The 16343-nt window shown below is 44.4% G+C and carries 15 protein-coding genes; 11 read left to right on the top strand and 4 right to left on the bottom strand.

Going from position 1 to position 16343, the window contains the following annotated elements:
* Position 1: 1 nt before the first annotated feature.
* The 6 genes from hisI to ABFV72_RS10525 all read left to right on the top strand — a co-directional run bounded on the left by hisI (position 2) and on the right by ABFV72_RS10525 (position 5762).
* Positions 2-859, top strand: a complete 858-nt coding sequence (hisI, locus tag ABFV72_RS10550) for a phosphoribosyl-AMP cyclohydrolase (RefSeq protein WP_347163583.1) — start codon at positions 2-4, stop codon at positions 857-859.
* Positions 860-1077: 218 nt separating this feature from the next.
* Positions 1078-1317 carry a Sec-independent protein translocase subunit TatA gene (gene tatA / locus ABFV72_RS10545; RefSeq protein WP_057761945.1) on the top strand — a complete coding sequence of 80 codons (240 nt, stop codon included), beginning with the start codon at positions 1078-1080 and terminating at the stop codon, positions 1315-1317.
* A gap of 26 nt (positions 1318-1343) precedes the next feature.
* Positions 1344-2054: a Sec-independent protein translocase protein TatB gene (gene tatB, locus ABFV72_RS10540; RefSeq protein ID WP_347163582.1), complete on the top strand. Its 711-nt coding sequence runs from the start codon at positions 1344-1346 to the stop codon at positions 2052-2054.
* A gap of 149 nt (positions 2055-2203) precedes the next feature.
* Positions 2204-2941, top strand: a complete 738-nt coding sequence (gene tatC, locus ABFV72_RS10535; protein WP_431192100.1) for a twin-arginine translocase subunit TatC — start codon at positions 2204-2206, stop codon at positions 2939-2941.
* Positions 2942-3152: 211 nt separating this feature from the next.
* Positions 3153-4652, top strand: coding sequence for a UvrD-helicase domain-containing protein (locus ABFV72_RS10530; RefSeq protein WP_057761950.1), 1500 nt, complete (start codon positions 3153-3155; stop codon positions 4650-4652).
* Between the two features lie 75 nt (positions 4653-4727).
* Entirely contained in the window at positions 4728-5762 is a 1035-nt protein-coding gene (locus ABFV72_RS10525; protein WP_347163578.1) for a tRNA dihydrouridine synthase, read from the top strand.
* Between the two features lie 217 nt (positions 5763-5979).
* Here the strand turns inward: ABFV72_RS10525 and ABFV72_RS10520 are convergent, their stop codons facing one another.
* Together ABFV72_RS10520 and ABFV72_RS10515 are read right to left on the bottom strand one after the other, a co-directional pair.
* On the bottom strand, positions 5980-6408 hold the full coding sequence (locus tag ABFV72_RS10520; RefSeq protein WP_406947838.1) for an MAPEG family protein: 429 nt from the start codon (positions 6406-6408) through the stop codon (positions 5980-5982).
* A gap of 11 nt (positions 6409-6419) precedes the next feature.
* Entirely contained in the window at positions 6420-6833 is a 414-nt protein-coding gene (locus ABFV72_RS10515; protein ID WP_201549050.1) for an OsmC family protein, read from the bottom strand.
* A gap of 475 nt (positions 6834-7308) precedes the next feature.
* Here ABFV72_RS10515 and ABFV72_RS10510 point away from each other — a divergent pair, with 475 nt between their 5' ends.
* Positions 7309-7827, top strand: a complete 519-nt coding sequence (locus tag ABFV72_RS10510; protein ID WP_057761956.1) for an RNA pyrophosphohydrolase — start codon at positions 7309-7311, stop codon at positions 7825-7827.
* Between the two features lie 97 nt (positions 7828-7924).
* On the opposite strand, the gene ABFV72_RS10505 is transcribed toward ABFV72_RS10510, so the two are convergent.
* Together ABFV72_RS10505 and ABFV72_RS10500 are read right to left on the bottom strand one after the other, a co-directional pair.
* Entirely contained in the window at positions 7925-8758 is an 834-nt protein-coding gene (locus ABFV72_RS10505; protein WP_347163576.1) for an NRDE family protein, read from the bottom strand.
* 108 nt (positions 8759-8866) lie between these two features.
* Positions 8867-10519 (bottom strand): DUF4139 domain-containing protein, encoded by a 1653-nt coding sequence (locus tag ABFV72_RS10500; protein WP_347163575.1) that lies wholly within the window; start codon positions 10517-10519, stop codon positions 8867-8869.
* Positions 10520-10931: 412 nt separating this feature from the next.
* Here ABFV72_RS10500 and urtA point away from each other — a divergent pair, with 412 nt between their 5' ends.
* From urtA to urtD, 4 genes are all read left to right on the top strand, one after another.
* Entirely contained in the window at positions 10932-12284 is a 1353-nt protein-coding gene (gene urtA / locus ABFV72_RS10495; RefSeq protein ID WP_347163574.1) for an urea ABC transporter substrate-binding protein, read from the top strand.
* Positions 12285-12512: 228 nt separating this feature from the next.
* Positions 12513-14339: an urea ABC transporter permease subunit UrtB gene (gene urtB, locus ABFV72_RS10490; RefSeq protein ID WP_431192098.1), complete on the top strand. Its 1827-nt coding sequence runs from the start codon at positions 12513-12515 to the stop codon at positions 14337-14339.
* A 10-nt stretch (positions 14340-14349) separates the two neighbouring features.
* Positions 14350-15420 (top strand): urea ABC transporter permease subunit UrtC, encoded by a 1071-nt coding sequence (gene urtC / locus ABFV72_RS10485; protein ID WP_347163573.1) that lies wholly within the window; start codon positions 14350-14352, stop codon positions 15418-15420.
* Positions 15420-16265, top strand: coding sequence for an urea ABC transporter ATP-binding protein UrtD (gene urtD / locus ABFV72_RS10480; protein ID WP_347163572.1), 846 nt, complete (start codon positions 15420-15422; stop codon positions 16263-16265). Before urtC ends, urtD begins: the two co-directional genes overlap by 1 nt.
* The last annotated feature ends 78 nt before the right edge of the window (positions 16266-16343 follow it).

The raw sequence follows: 16343 nt of genomic DNA, 5'->3' as shown, positions 1-16343 counted from the left end.
TATGACTTTACCTGCTTGGCTGACTGCCGTAACTTTTAATGCTGATGGTTTGATTCCTGCAATTGCTCAAGATCATCAGACAGGTCGTATTTTGATGATGGCATGGATGAATGCAGAGGCATTACAGCTCACCGCACAAACACAGACAGCGGTTTATTTTTCACGCTCGCGTGCCAAGCTGTGGCATAAAGGTGAGTCATCAGGTCATACGCAAACTGTGCATGATATTCGTCTAGACTGTGATGCAGATGTGATTGTGCTTAGTGTCACTCAGGCTGGTGGCATTGCTTGCCATACGGGACGTGAGTCGTGCTTTTATCAGCGGTTGGATTTGTCAGGCCAAACGCCTGAGTGGCAGACCGTCGATAAAGTATTGAAAGACCCTGCGGATATTTATCACACTCATGAATCTACTAGCAACACTCATGAAACGGAAAACACTGGCGCGAATACTGATTCTGATACCATCCAAGCACAATCTGATATTACTCAAGCACAAGTCGATAAAGCCTCTGTATTGCAGCAGCTTGATAGCGTATTAGCAGAGCGCAAACAAGCCGATGCCGACAGCTCTTATGTGGCCAGTCTGTATGCCAAAGGATTAAATAAGATATTAGAAAAAGTTGGTGAAGAGAGTACAGAAAGTATCATCGCTGCCAAAGATTTTGCTAACTGCGATGAGAGTACAGACAAAGCAAGCTACGATGAAGCGCGTCATGAGCTGATCTATGAAGTTGCCGATGTCTGGTTCCATACCTTGGTTGGACTGGCATGGTTTGATATAGAGTCGGATGCTGTGTTAAATGAGCTAGGCAGACGTTTTGGGTTATCCGGTATCGATGAAAAAGCCGCTAGATAAGCCTAAATAAAAAATAAACGTCTATTTTATTGGATTATTGTTGCTTTCACCTATTTGTAATAAGTGCAGGTTATAATATAGCTCTGTTTTATCTCGCATTATATGTCGATGCTTTTTGTTTGCTAGATAGACCCTTTTGCAAACTAAAAGCAGGCGTATAAAGACTGAAAACCAAGTCACAAAATCAGGTCACAAAACCAGGTCACAAGGATACCATTATGGGTAGTTTTTCTATTACACATTGGCTGATACTATTGGTCGTTGTCGTTGTCGTGTTTGGCACCTCAAAACTCAGAAATGCTGGTAAAGATTTGGGCGGTGCGGTCAAAGGTTTTAAAGAAGCTGTTAAAGATGAAAATACAGAGCATGCCAAAAAACACGCGGTTCTTGACCACGATGCGACGGCACACACTGAAGAGCGCTCAACCACCAAGGTTGATGATAAGCATAACGTATAGCATCTAAACAGTGACATCGGACCATTATGTTTGATATCGGGTTTTCTGAACTACTTCTCTTTGGCGTTATCGCCCTAATCGTACTGGGCCCAGAAAAACTGCCGCAGGCAGCGCGCACGGCTGGGCAATGGTACGCCAAAATTCGCCGTACAGTCTCAACATTGCAATCTGAAATAGAGGCTGAGCTTGACTTGGCTGAGACACGTCAGCAAATGCAGAAAGAACTTGCCAAAATTCGCCAGACCGAAGCTGAGATGAGGCGTGAAATGGCTGAAATGCGCGGCAATATGAAAGCTTTTGAAAGCTCACATAGTCCTGCTTCGATAGCTTCTGAAGCATCTACGAATGCTGAAAATAGTAAGGGTGACGAAGCTCATGAAAATAACCGCACACAAAAACAGCAACCAGCTACGCCAAAAGCATTCGACTATGCTTATGCCACTGAAGAGCAGCCAGATACATTAGAAAATGGTCAATTATCGAAGCGCGGTCACAGCGGTGGCAATATAAATGATCCAAATGTAGATGATCCAAATGTGAGCGATAACGCCAAGGCAGCGCCAGTTGTTCAGACCATCACTACCCGTCCATGGGAAAACATGTGGTTTCGACTGGGCGCTTATGATAAAGCACGTCGGCTCCCAATGCCGCCATATGTGCCAAATTATAAAGCGGACGCCCTACTCAACAGTCCTGCCAACATGCAGACTTCTGACCATAAGCAGGAGACTGATTGATGCAACTACTCAAACGCAAAAAAAGTCGTCAAGAGAAAATCGCTGTTTCTGCCATTACTGACCCAAATGTCATTGATCAAGATACTGAAACAAAAACTAGTACCACTCAAGATAAAAAATCAGAGGATGTTTTAAGCCCTTTGGCTGATATGCCTATTACCGAGCATTTGATTGAGCTGCGTCGGCATTTGATCAAAATATGTGTGGCAGTACTGATAATATTTTTAGGTTTGGTCGGCTATTCGCGCGAGCTATACAACTTGTTGTCTGATCCACTAGTTGCGCAGTTACCTGCCAACTCGACCATGATTGCCACTGATATCACGTCAAACTTTATGGCGCCAATACGTCTGACCGTATTTGTAGCCGCGTTTTTGGCGATGCCCTACATTCTTTATCAAATTTGGTCATTTGTAGCGCCCGGCTTGTATAAAAAAGAAAAGAAAATCGCTATTCCAGTGCTGCTATCTTCTATATTTTTGTTTTATGCTGGCGTGGCTTTTTCTTACTTTGTTGTGCTCAAAGGGGTCTTAAAGTTCTTTATCATGTTTGCCCCGCAAAACGTACTACCCATGACGGATATCGACAGCTATCTCAGTTTTGCCTTAAAACTATTCATGGTATTTGGCTTAACCTTTGAGATTCCAGTCGTCACTTTGCTATTGATATTGGCAGGCATTGTCTCCATTCAGAGCTTAGAAGAAAAACGTCGTTATATCATTGTGGGCTGTTTTGCTGTGGCTGCTGTTGTCACGCCGCCAGATGGCGTATCGATGCTCATGCTAGCGATTCCGATGTGGTTGTTGTTTGAGCTTGGTTTATTTTTGGCGAAGATTCTAATCAAAGAAGAGCCCAGTCCTACTCTCATATCGACAGACAAAGAATAAAACACTTACCAGTCTAATCTAAAATAAAGTTATTGATTACATATAGCTATGCGTTAAACTACCATTACACCGTTTTATTCTTGCCTCATTAGTAAGCTGATTGCTTATTATCACGTTTTAGCATCACCATCATCTATAAGCCATTGTTTACCCAGTGGCTTTTTTTGCCCCTTTTGTTTTTAATCAATTTTTGTATTTAGGTAGCTTTATTATGTCCGCATCTATGCCAGCTTATATGAGCGATCCCACTGACGAGCAGCTGAGCGCGCTGAATATGGCGATGGATCATAAGTCGTTTAAAGTGGTCGCTTATGCGGGCGCCGGTAAGACAACGACGCTCAAGCTAATCGGTGAGCGCCTACGCGGACGCGGCCTATATCTGGCCTTTAACAAAGCGATTGCCAATGATGCTCGTTCAAAGTTTCCGCCGCATGTAGAGTGCCGTACTTTTCATTCACTAGCTTATCGTCATGTTGCTCGTGATATTACCGCCAAACTATCTTTGCCGCGCTTTTCACCCAAGCGCCTCGGTGATGATTTGGGACTACAGCCTGTGCAAGTGCGTCGACAAATGGATGGGGTTAATAAATACATTACGCTGACACCCGCACGATTGTCTCGGTTCGTCAGCGATGCAGTAAGTAATTTTTGCAGCACGCATGCCAGCTACCCTGCGCCAAGGCACATACTCTTCCCAAGTTGGCTCGATGACTCAGATGCAGAACAGTTACGCGAGATGCTCTACCCTGCTGTTGAGCAGCGCTGGTTACAGTCGATTGATGCGCGTCACCCTGCTGGTATTGGCCATGATATTTATCTCAAGCTTTGGGCGTTGTCTAAGCCCAGTATTCCAGCGGACTTTATCTTATTTGATGAAGCCCAAGATGCCGATCCCTTGATGATGGGTATCTTGACTCAGCAGTCGAGACAAGTCATCTATGTGGGCGATGCACACCAGCAGATTTATGAATGGCGCGGCGCGGTCAATGCGATGAAAAAGTTGCCATTGCCGCAGACATTATTGACACAGTCTTTTCGCTTTGGTGAGCCGATTGCAGAAGTGGCCAATACTCTATTAAAAGCACTACAAGAGGACGTACCGCTAAAAGGCAATCCGAATAAACAGTCCTCTACCGACAAGGGCATGGTACATAGTAAAAAAGATGCTATTTTGTGCCGTACCAATGCTGCTGCTATGTCGCAACTGTTGACAGGGCTAAAGCACGGGCATCGCGTGGCGCTACAAGCAGATACCGACCGTATGCTCAAATTCTGTCAGGCAGCCGAAAACTTAAAAAATGGTAAATCGGCTTACGGTGTACCTGAGCTAGCTTATTTTTATAATTGGGGTGATGTACAAGAATACGCTGAGACCAACGAGGGTAGTGATCTAAAAACACTGGTCAAACTGGTCGATGACCATGGTACCAATGTCTTGAGTCAAGCGGTCAATAGTCTGACCAGTATTGAAAATGCTGACTATGTCATCTCTACTGCTCATAAAGCCAAAGGGCTCGAATGGGGAAAAGTGCAGTTAGACGATGATTTTTACTACGATGTGACCACCAATGCAGTCAAGATCAGTCCAGAAGAGCTGCGTTTGCTTTATGTCGCCTGTACTCGTGCGCAAAGCAATTTGGATATTCATAATATTAAAGACTTGATATCAGGATTACAGACGGGTAAAAAAGTGATTTTTGGTAATACTTAATTACCCTACACCTCTGTCAGCCTCAAGTTTTATTCAATCTTTCTTATAACGACCCTTTAGCAGTGAATCACCAGCATGAATAATAGCCAGCAACTTCAAACGCGTCAAAATACTATTAATCAGTTATTTGCAGCTCCCGTGCGTTTGCTCGCGCCTATGGAGGGCTTGACCGATCCATTAATGCGCCAAATCTTAACCCAAATTGCGTCTGACTTGGGCCGTCCTTATGATTGGTCAGTGAGTGAATTTATTCGCATCACTCAACACGTCTTGCCTGCGCACGTGTTTTATAAATATGTGCCTGAGCTACATCATGATGCCAAAACGGCCTCTGGTACGCCCATTCATGTACAGATTTTGGGTAGCGAAGCACAGCTTATGGCCGAAAACGCAGCGTACGCTTGTGAGCTTGGTGCGCCTGCTATTGATATAAACTTTGGCTGTCCTGCAAAAACGGTCAACAGCCATCGCGGTGGTTCTGTATTGTTAGATGAACCTGAAACCATGTATCAGATTATCAGTGCCGTACGCCAAGCCGTTCCCGCCCACATACCAGTATCTGCTAAGATTCGTCTGGGCTATACCGACACCAGCCGAATGGATGATATCCAAGGCGCAATTAACGATAGCGGTGCTGACTGGCTAACCATTCATGCACGCACTAAGACCCAAGGCTATAAGCCGCCTGCCTATTGGGACAAAATCCAGAGCTTTAATGCGCTCGATATTCCAGTCATTGCCAATGGAGAAATTTGGAACATCGAGCATGCGCAAAACTGTATGATGCAAGCAGGTACACCGCATTTGATGTTAGGTCGCGGCGCAGTAACGCGTCCTGATTTAGTGGCACAGGTTGATAATGATACTGAAAACAGTACTGACAGCATAGAGAATACAGCTACATTATTATGGCAAGATTTAATTGCCCATCAGATCAAGTTTTTAGAAGGTGAAGCAAAGAACGATGTGGTGTTAGTCGGACGCTATAAGCAATGGCTCGGTATGCTCACCAAAGGCTATGTTGAGGCACAAACAGTGTGGGAAGGTATTAAACGAGAAAAAAATAAAGCGGTGATTATTAGCGCACTACAAGCAAGCGTACGAGATTAATCACCTGCTTGTATTTGAGCATTTTGGCGGTTACGGGTATTTTTACTAGGGTGTGTCCTCATTTCAAAAATAGAGATAAAGATGAGATAAATTGCCGTTAAACGAGAAAAATAGCGTAGATAATATCGAGATACTAGCAAGCGATTTGACGCTGTTTGGCAAAATTTAGCCATTTTTAATCCGTTTAGATAACTGTCATTTGAATTGAGGGCATGCCCTAGACGCTGACTCGTATCGCTAAATAAAATAGCATTAGACAGCAGGCCATTGATAATACCCAGAGGATAGAGCGGAACATTGCCAAATTAGTAATATACGCCACACAAAAACCAATTCGTATCATCACATACAACCAAGCCAATACGTTGATAATCGACTGCGGTACAAAGAACAGCATAGCTACCAATACTGCCGCCAAAAACACTGGCAAGGTTTCATAGCTGTTTTGTTGTGCTGCATTAGCACGTGCTGCCATGCCTGTCGCATTTTGAAAAAATTCGCGAGGATGTGCATTATTTCTGATTCTAAAGCCACCAGATACTTTTGCAACAATCGACACCGCCCATGGTAGTAGGCTTGCTACCACCATGGCCAAAATGGCAGACGCCACTTTATCAGTTACCAACTCAAAGAATGCACTTATCATTATATAAGTCCCTAGCCTGCAACCACTTCAAAGTCATGGGTGATATTGACCCCACCTGCTACTAGCATACGGCTGGCAGAACAGTATTTTTCTGCTGATAACTGGATGGCTTTTTCGACCTGTTTTTCTTTGACCTCTTGACCAGTGACAATGAAATGCATATGAATATCAGTATAGACCGCTGGTACGGTTTCAGCGCGCTGGGCAGTTAGCTCACAACGTACATCCGTCACTGCTTGGCGTGATTTTTGTAAAATCTCTACGACATCATAACTGGCGCAACCACCTAGTCCTAACAAAATCAGCTCCATCGGGCTTGAGCCTTTCTCTTTATCAGCATCGATTTGTACATTATGTCCTGATGGTGACACACCCATAAAGGCTTTGTTCTCTTGCCATATGACGCTTGCTTTTGATTCTGACATTGTAGATGATCCTTATTTTAAATGGCGTATTGCCTATTATTATTGTGTGAATGATATATTGCCCAGCTAGTGTAGCATAAGCCAAAGCAAGATTTTATAGGCTCATTGTTTTGCTACTAACTCACCAGTGAAATCTGTACTTTTATCACTTTATACATATCGAAATAGTGGAGTTCGATAGTTTACTGAATAATCGTATGTCCATGCGCCTATTACTACTCTTCGACACTTGCCTAAAAGTGTCGTATAAAAACCTACAAAAGTCTACTTATAAATAGTTGATTTTAAAAGGTAAAACTCGTGAAACATTTTATAGCAAAATACTGTTACACATTTTGCTTGTTTCTTGGTTTAATAACGGTAATGAATCTTGTTTTGAGCGAATATCGATAACAATCACCTTATAATAATTACGATTGCTGTCACGGTTTCAAGTCAAAACAAGCTATTTTTAAACAAATTAAAAGGTTTAGTCATGATAGATGCAGACGGCTTTCGCGCCAACGTCGGCATCATCTTGGCAAATACACAAGGGCAGGTTCTGTGGGCAAAACGTATTGGTCACAACGCTTGGCAATTTCCGCAGGGTGGTATCGACCGCGGGGAGACGCCGATGGATGCAATGTATCGCGAGCTCTGGGAAGAGGTCGGCTTACATCCGCGTCACGTAGACTTATTGGCAGTCACGCAAGACTGGTTGCGCTATCGTTTGCCAAAACGTTATGTACGTCATGGTCAGCATCCCTTATGTATTGGGCAAAAACAAAAATGGTTTTTGCTACGCTTAGATGAGCCAAATACTCAACATATCCGCTTTGATGAAGGGAAACCTGAATTTGACCATTGGCAATGGGTCAGCTACTGGTATCCACTCGGACAAGTGATTCACTTTAAACGAGGCGTTTATCGTCGTGCCTTACAAGAATTGGTACGCGAACTCCCCCTAAAGCAAGAGCTGATCATTCCTGAGCAAAATAATCACTTGCTGATGTAATGAGTCACTCAATAGTACAATGCAAAACACCCACGATAGTAGCTAGAATGTTAGCAATTACCGTGGGTGTTTTTTTATAATCTACTAACAGTCGTTGTTAGTGACTATGATTATGATTGTCAAACTCTCGGCTAATAATATTCGCCTTATAGTTTGCTCCCGTATCTCTCTCTTTGCGCAACGTTAAGATGCTTTGAGTGCGGGTACCATAAGTAGGTTTGCTAGTTTCAGTGTCGCTAAAAGCGACGGGGTCAATATAAACAGACGACAGCATCTGCTCCACTTCAAATGCCACGCCAGTCACAGGCAATTTGTCTTCTGGTGCTTTGGTACTATCTGACAAGACATTGAAAGCCGCCGCTTGCCAGTACGCAGGTGAGCTATCCTCCGCAATCAATGGCAGCACTTCTTGACGTAGTCGCCCGCGCAACCGCTCTGTCTTAAACCAGCTGTCCTCTGGTTGACCATTAGAAATAACATGTAGACCTGCATATAATGGCGTGGGTGCATGACCGCGATTATTGACGATTACAGCTTGCGCAGCGTCACCAATGATCAGATTAAAACCCGCATAATCCTGCAAATCAATCTGCCGTGCAAAATCCATCGGACTTAGAGCCCCTGTCAAGAATTCAGTGACCAGTGCACCACGTGAGCGCTCATCACTGCTTGCTTGCACTCCATCACGAAAATTTAATACCGCAGCCCAACGACCATTTTGTTCATAATACTCTGGACTCTGCGCTGGCGATGCTTGCTGATGAATGCCTAACCACGTACCACCGCTTTGTTTATCACGTCCAGCATAAATAGGTTGGTCAAACCACTGGTGGAGCGGCTCAGTTGGGCGCTGCAAAAACTCATCACGGTTAGACAGTAGTACCAGCGGTAACTCATCAAATAATTGCCAAGCAATAGCGACAATACACATAGCTTTCCTTTTATAATAATTTTCGTTATGCGGGTAATTCTTAATAGAGGCAAAGATATTATTTCAGACTTTACTTATTAATAAGGTAGCACTTACAGGCAGTGCTCATTAATTGCCAGTCAGTAATTTATTGGCAGGATAACTAATCTGGGAGGTTGAACGTATTACCTTTGATTGCTTACTTGGTAAGTCAAACTCCCACGCTACCATGCCTTGATTGTCATTCCAATCTCGCTCAGTTACAGGCGGCGTATGCGTCATTGCAACCTTTAAACTATCGTCACGACTGATAGGCTCACTGCCCAGTACTTGCAAGCGTACGTTGCGATTGTGCTGATTGGTAAATTGATAAGCTTTGGTGGTCGTCAGTGTTTGCGTACGGTTTAGTACACCTTTTTCACCTTGCTTATCTTCATTAGTCAGCTCTTTTACGAGCATATTTGAGTCACGACCAAATCCAATTCCCTGCTCTTTTAGCACTTGATAATTATAACGCGACTGACCTACATAATTGTCATCACGGTACAGCTGTAGCGAACCATCGACCCAGTCCGGCGTCAAAAACGGCGCTGACGCATACCAGTAGGCAGCAGTCTCAACACTTGGCGTACTGCGAATCCAGAGCTTACTATTACCTGCCTGCTCGCCAATCACTGTGCGTACGCGTCTCCCGTCACTCGGAATACTGACCAACTGCGGTAAACGATACTCGATGATGCCATTCTTGTTTTGGCTACTGACCGTAAAATTAGGTAGCGGTGCCATAGCTGCCCCTGCTCCTTTGTTATAAGCAGGCTCTTCCATCATAACAGGGGACGCATCCATCATAGGGAGCTCACGTCTTACTCGGGCATCTTCGCTCTCTTCATACAATGACAGACGCTGCACATACGGCAATTGCCCCGTCGTACTTTGATTGGGGTTCACGGTACTGAGTGTCAGAGGTACGTTTGTCCAGTTCTCGCCAGTTTGCTGAGCGATAATCGCAGAAGCTGTGATACTTAACTGCTCACTGTTTGTGTTTAGGCGAGCTTGATACGCAGGCTCCCAACCTGCACCTTGCACTTGATAATGCAACTTAACGCTACTTGGCGAGCGACTTGCCGTACGTACACTCACCTGTGTCACCTTGTTAAAGGTCGATGTCGCGCTGCCTGACATAAGCTGATTAAGTGCATCTTGAGCACGCGCCTGACGCTGTTGAATCTCTAAAATCCTTTGGTTAATACTGGTCGCTTGAGTTTCTATATCGCGGGCATTATTGGCAATCGTGCTATTTGTATTGACTTGCGTGGCTTTGGTCAAATTCTGCAAGTAGGCCTTTGCTAATCGTGCCGCTTCTAATTCAGCATTGATATTGGCTAGGGTATTTTGCTGCGTCTGTACCTTGGCGTCACCTTGGTACTGGCACTGGGCTGCCTGCTCACCTGTCAGCTCTTCGATACTGACTTCCCCAACGTTGACACTACCTGTCGCTTGTACGCTTAGACTTTCTTTATCCATATAAGGTGACAGGCAGGAAAACACCACCGTTTGCTCACCGCTACCTGTTATTGGTAATGCGCGCGTCACGCTCGCTAGCCCCTGATAAATGATCACTTGCTCGACACTACTGGCTGCTGCTTGTGCCGAAGACAATCCCAAAATAGCACTACTACTAAGTACAAATGGCAGGATAGCAAATCTAGTCATTTGATTAAGCGGTGGTAATACGCTGCCATGGCTTGTTGAGACAGGCGAATCCGTTAATTGTGCGTTCATACATCATTCCTTAGCAGTAAAGTCCATCATGGCAGCCACGCATTGGCTCAACGCGCAAAATAGTAACTATCTTAAAGATATTACCGTAGCCGTTTTGCAGGTCTTTGGCAATAAATGCTTTTAGCAAGCAGCATTTTTATTAAGAAGCACTTTTAACGGTAAATCTACTCATGTGGCAGCTATTCAGTTTTAAAAATTTGGTTTTTGATATTGCACCATTTTTTTGTTCATTTCCCCTTTATGGTGCAATTTATTAACCATCCTGCACTAAATTAATGAATATATTAAACAGAACTTAATTATTGCTCAATTATTACTCGATTATTGGCTTTTTTAACTTGGCACGGAACTTGAACTCTTAATAGGTGTTCAGGAACATTATTTTACCTTTTGTATTTATTAGGAGATGTCCATGTTTTCGTTACCAATTTTAGCCAACACTCAAGTAGTAGACCCTCAATCACACGGAAAAATAAAATCACGTTTTTCGTTACTAGCGGTGGCCGTCGTTGGCAGCTTAAGTCTTATTGGTTGTCAAAAACCTGCCGAAACTGCAGCATCAACAGAGACTACAACTGAAACCAGCACAGAGACAACCACCGAGCCTGCTGCTGATGGCGACACTATCAAAGTCGGCATACTACATTCACTGTCTGGCACCATGGCCATCTCTGAAACCTCTCTAAAAGATACTGCATTGATGACGATTGATGAAATCAATGCCAATGGCGGCGTGCTCGGTAAGCAACTCGAACCAGTCGTCGTCGACCCTGCTTCTGATTGGCCATTATTCGCTGAAAAAGCACGTCAGCTACTCACTCAAGACAAAGTAGATGTCATCTTTGGCGGTTGGACATCGGTATCACGCAAATCCGTGTTGCCTGTGGTTGAAGAGTTAAACGGATTGATGTTCTATCCAGTGCAATACGAAGGACAAGAGCAATCAGAAAATATTTTTTACACTGGTGCGGCACCAAATCAGCAAGCTATTCCAGCAGTAGAGTATTTAATGAGTGAAGAAGGCGGCGGTGCAGAGCGCTTCGTATTGCTAGGTACTGATTACGTCTATCCACGCACCACCAACCAGATTTTAAAGGCATTTTTGAAATCAAAAGGCGTAGCTGATGCAGACATCATGGAAGAGTACACACCATTTGGTTTCAGCAATTATCAAACCATCGTATCTAACGTTAAAAAGTTCTCAACGGGTAAAAAGACCGCGGTTATCTCGACCATCAACGGTGATTCAAACGTTCCGTTCTATCGTGAACTAGCGAACCAAGGCATCAAAGCGTCAGACATTCCAGTCATGGCATTCTCAGTCGGTGAAGAAGAGCTACGCGGTATCGATACCAGTCTGCTACAAGGGCATTTAGCGGCGTGGAACTACTTTATGTCAATCAAAAACCCAACCAACAGCGCCTTCACCAAACGCTATAAGCAGTATGCATTGGACCAAAAACTACCAAATGCTGAAAAAGTCGTGACCAATGATCCAATGGAAGCGACTTATGTCGGTATCAATATGTGGAAGCAAGCTGTCGAAAAAGCAGGTACGACTGATGTTGATAAAGTACGTATTAGCATGGCGGGACAAACGTTCGATGCACCTTCTGGCTACACGCTAAAAATGGATGAAGAAAACCATCACCTATGGAAGCCTGTCATGATTGGTCAAATTCGTGCTGATGGACAGTTTGATACGATTTTCAAAACGCCTGAGGTCATCCAAGCCCAGCCATGGAGCGAGTACATTCCTAAATAACCTGCCCTAAAAATAAAATGATACTGAAAATCACATGGATAGTAATTGAATAGTAGGCGGATGGATAAACGATACCAATAACCGTCCTAACGCCTACTTTTCACATTTATTTTTAACACTTATTCTTAACTTTTAAATAACACCAAACCTTATCAACTCTTCTATCGCTTAATACGTTAAGTAGTAGTGGCTAAGGGTTTGTTGTCTGTGAAAAACAGGGAGCCGCACATGCAGCACCATACTTTACGCCCGTTTGTAGGGCAAACATCGTCCAAAAATGGAAATAACCCACAAGCATCAGCCAGTGAAGTCATGCAGTATGCGCCTCGTTTTTCAATTTATGCGCCTCTGCGATTACTTGCATTGATGGCATTATGCATAACAACCTTCACCACCACAGCATATGCGGATCATGATGGTCAGGTACATGACCACGATACGGATATCGCTCATAGTGAGCAATCTTTGGTCACACCTGTCAACGTAGCCACTTCTACTCAAGCCAGCACCTCAAATATTTCAACAGCAACTACAAGCTCAGGTGATGCCATTCAACAATTCGTGGCCGGCGATTTTAGTAAGCGTCAAGCCATGCTAAGTGATTGGCCAGGATCCGTTGAGAGTTTAGATAGTTTGGTTGAATTTATTGCCAATGATGAGCTATATCAAGGCAATGGTGGACAAACGTATCTACTGAATAAAGATGACCAGCTATTTACTTATCCTGATAAAAAAGAGACTGACGATTGGCCAAGTGATTTATCACAAATCACCCTAACCAATGCACTTCGCTCAGCACTCATCTTTGGTCAAGCCAAGGTAAAGCTAGCTTCTGACAAGCCCGCACAGCGCCTACAAGCTGTAGAGATTTTGGCCGATAATATTGACCAAGTAGATCCAGCCATTATTGCGACAGCAGCGGTAAATGAAGACAGCGCTAAAGTCAAAAAGGCACTAACGGCACTACAGGCGCGTATAGATTTTAAAAACGGTGACTTGCCCACTCAGATTGCAGCGGTCAATCTACTCGCTGATAGTGATAACCCACAAGTATTGGTCGATATTGAATCTGCCCTTGCTACGGATAACTTAGATGCCTCGCTCAAAGCTGCACTTATCGATGCTGAATCTAGCGTGTCACGCCGTATCGAAATCAGTACATGGACAGGTCATATCTTCACCGGTATGAGTACCGCCAGTATTTTACTGCTAGCGGCGCTTGGTCTTGCCATTACCTTTGGTTTGCTTGGCGTGATTAATATGGCGCACGGTGAGCTAATTATGATCGGGGCTTATACCACTTATATGGTGCAAAACTTCTTTCAAGCTTATATGCCAGATATGGCAGGTTGGTATTTGCTTGCTGCTATTCCAGCTGCTTTTTTAGTCAGTGCCATCATCGGTATGATAATCGAGCGCATTGTCATTCGTCCGCTATATGGCCGCGAGCTAGAGACCTTGCTGGCGACATTCGGCGTAAGCTTAATATTGATGCAATTAGTACGGATGATTTTTGGTGCGCAAAACGTTGAAGTCAGTAACGTGGCGTGGCTTAGCGGCGCATATCAGATGTCATCCAGCCTTGTACTGCCTTATAACCGCATCGCCATTATTGGTTTTACGGTCATCATCGTGGCGCTACTGGTGTACTTACTCAACAAAACGCGCTTTGGATTATTTATACGCGCAGTCACCCAAAACCGCCAAATGGCAAAAGCAGTTGGTATTCCTTCTGCACGTATCGATATGATGGCGTTTGGTTTGGGCTCTGGACTTGCAGGCATGGCAGGCTGCGCGCTTGCCCAAGTAGGCAATGTGGGTCCTGACTTGGGACAAACCTATATCATTGATACGTTTTTGGTCGTCGTCGTCGGCGGTGTCGGTCAAGTATGGGGTGCAGTACTAGCAGCCTTAGGACTTGGTGTGAGTGGTACGGTACTCGAGATTGGTATCGGTGCGGTATTGGCAAAAATAGTATTGTTGGTTCTTGTGATTCTGTTCATTCAGAAGCGGCCACAAGGTTTATTTGCACTCAAAGGCCGCTTTGTCGAATAAGGAGACTCCTATGATACTGACCAAATTACTGTCTGATACACCGCGTAGTGCTGTTTTAATTGGCTTATGTTTTGCCGTACTACTGATACTGCCTTGGCTACATCTTATGCCAGAGACCTCAGCTTTTCACCTTTCGGCCTACTGGATTACTCTGATTGGCAAAATAATGGCTTTAGCCATGGTCGCTTTGGCACTAGATCTCGTCTGGGGCTATGCTGGTATTTTGAGCTTGGGACATGGCCTGTACTTTGCCTTAGGGGGTTATGCGTTTGGCATGTACCTAACACGTGAGACAGCAGGAGATGCGCTTCCCGATTTTATGCGGTTTTTGAGCTGGACTGAAATGCCCTGGTATTGGGCTGGCACGCAAAACTTTTGGTGGGCTGTCGCACTGGTTGTATTAGTGCCTGGCTTGGTTGCATTTATCTTTGGTTTCTTTGCCTTTCGCTCCAAAATCAAAGGCGTTTATTTTTCTATTATCACTCAAGCCATGGTTTACGCGGCAGCCTTGCTGTTCTTCCGTAATGAGACAGGCTTCGGCGGCAACAATGGTTTTACTGGTTTTACTACCCTTTTAGGCTACGACATTACCGCTGCCTCTACTCGTTCAATGCTGTGCTTTGTCACGGCCGTAGCATTATTAGTCTCTTATATGGGTTTGCGTCATTTAATGAATCAGCCGTATGGGCGAGTGCTTGGCGCTATTCGTGATAGCGAAAACCGCTTGCAGTATCTAGGCTACCGTACGTTATGGTACAAGCTATCCGCTTGGGTATTATCCGCCGTCATCGCTGGTATCGCTGGTGCGCTATATGTGCCGCAAGTAGGCATTATCAATCCGAGTGAGATGAACCCAGTGAACTCAATTGAGATAGCCGTCTGGGTAGCGACTGGTGGTAGAGGAAGCTTAATTGGCGCGATCTTAGGTACTGGTGTGGTCAATGCTGTGAAAACTTACTTTACGGTCGCCTACCCTGAGTTTTGGCTATTGATATTAGGTGGACTGTTCGTCATCGTGACGTTGTTTTTACCCAATGGCATTATGGGCTTGTTCGATCGATTCAAAAAGGAGAAGCAATAATGCTAAATGATAAACCTTCAACGACTGAGCAAATTATTAATGAGTATGGACGTAATCATGGCGGTACTGGCCGCAGTCACCCAAAGCCATCAGGCGTCGATTTTAGCCACGGTATTGCATTATATTTAGAAGATCTAAGTGTTTGGTTTGATTCGTTTCGAGCACTCAACAATCTGTCACTATATATTGAGGAAGGTGAGCTACGTTGCATTATTGGCCCCAATGGCGCTGGTAAAACCACGCTAATGGATGTCATCACAGGAAAAACTCGTCCTACCGAAGGCAGTGTATTTTTTGGTCAGACTCATAACCTTGCCAGCTTATCTACCGAACAAATCGCTGAAGCGGGTATCGGCCGTAAGTTTCAAAAACCTACTGTCTTTGAAAATTTTACGGTAATGGATAATCTGTTACTTGCTGCGCCAAAAGACAAACGTGTGGTCAAAAGCTTATTTAACAAACTCGATGCCGATACTCGCGATACCCTCGACGCTACCTTACAGCAGATTCGTTTGACCGACAAAATCAACAACCCAGCTGGATTGCTTTCACATGGGCAGAAACAGTGGTTAGAGATTGGCATGCTACTGATGCAAAGCCCCAAACTGATTTTGCTTGATGAGCCCGTAGCAGGTATGACCGATGCCGAAACAGAACATACCGCTGAGCTGTGTCTACGGCTTAAAAAGAACCACACTTTAGTAGTAGTCGAGCACGATATGACCTTTATCGATGCCATCAGTGAAAAAGTCACGGTATTGGCACAAGGAGCGATTTTGGCTGAAGGTACGTTAGCGGAAGTGCAAGCCAATGAAGCCGTGATTGAGTCCTATTTAGGTCGATAGCTGAATTGATAGCTGAAATAATAATATTGACAAACTGCTATGCCATTTAGAGATTAGGAAACGATTCGAATGTTAGGA

The organism is Psychrobacter proteolyticus (assembly GCF_039762275.1).
Taxonomy (GTDB): Bacteria; Pseudomonadota; Gammaproteobacteria; order Pseudomonadales; family Moraxellaceae; genus Psychrobacter; species Psychrobacter proteolyticus_C.
Note: the sequence above shows the minus strand (reverse complement) of the source record. Positions and strands in the feature narration are given on the sequence as shown.

Bases quoted from the DNA above. Each gene is read 5' to 3' on its own strand.
- hisI (WP_347163583.1), top strand. From the start codon at position 2: ATGACTTTACCTGCTTGGCTGACTGCCGTAACTTTTAATGCTGATGGT.
- tatA (WP_057761945.1), top strand. From the start codon at position 1,078: ATGGGTAGTTTTTCTATTACACATTGGCTGATACTATTGGTCGTTGTC.
- tatB (WP_347163582.1), top strand. From the start codon at position 1,344: ATGTTTGATATCGGGTTTTCTGAACTACTTCTCTTTGGCGTTATCGCC.
- tatC (WP_431192100.1), top strand. From the start codon at position 2,204: ATGCCTATTACCGAGCATTTGATTGAGCTGCGTCGGCATTTGATCAAA.
- ABFV72_RS10530 (WP_057761950.1), top strand. From the start codon at position 3,153: ATGTCCGCATCTATGCCAGCTTATATGAGCGATCCCACTGACGAGCAG.
- ABFV72_RS10525 (WP_347163578.1), top strand. From the start codon at position 4,728: ATGAATAATAGCCAGCAACTTCAAACGCGTCAAAATACTATTAATCAG.
- ABFV72_RS10520 (WP_406947838.1), bottom strand. From the start codon at position 6,408: ATGATAAGTGCATTCTTTGAGTTGGTAACTGATAAAGTGGCGTCTGCC.
- ABFV72_RS10515 (WP_201549050.1), bottom strand. From the start codon at position 6,833: ATGTCAGAATCAAAAGCAAGCGTCATATGGCAAGAGAACAAAGCCTTT.
- ABFV72_RS10510 (WP_057761956.1), top strand. From the start codon at position 7,309: ATGATAGATGCAGACGGCTTTCGCGCCAACGTCGGCATCATCTTGGCA.
- ABFV72_RS10505 (WP_347163576.1), bottom strand. From the start codon at position 8,758: ATGTGTATTGTCGCTATTGCTTGGCAATTATTTGATGAGTTACCGCTG.
- ABFV72_RS10500 (WP_347163575.1), bottom strand. From the start codon at position 10,519: ATGAACGCACAATTAACGGATTCGCCTGTCTCAACAAGCCATGGCAGC.
- urtA (WP_347163574.1), top strand. From the start codon at position 10,932: ATGTTTTCGTTACCAATTTTAGCCAACACTCAAGTAGTAGACCCTCAA.
- urtB (WP_431192098.1), top strand. From the start codon at position 12,513: ATGCAGCACCATACTTTACGCCCGTTTGTAGGGCAAACATCGTCCAAA.
- urtC (WP_347163573.1), top strand. From the start codon at position 14,350: ATGATACTGACCAAATTACTGTCTGATACACCGCGTAGTGCTGTTTTA.
- urtD (WP_347163572.1), top strand. From the start codon at position 15,420: ATGCTAAATGATAAACCTTCAACGACTGAGCAAATTATTAATGAGTAT.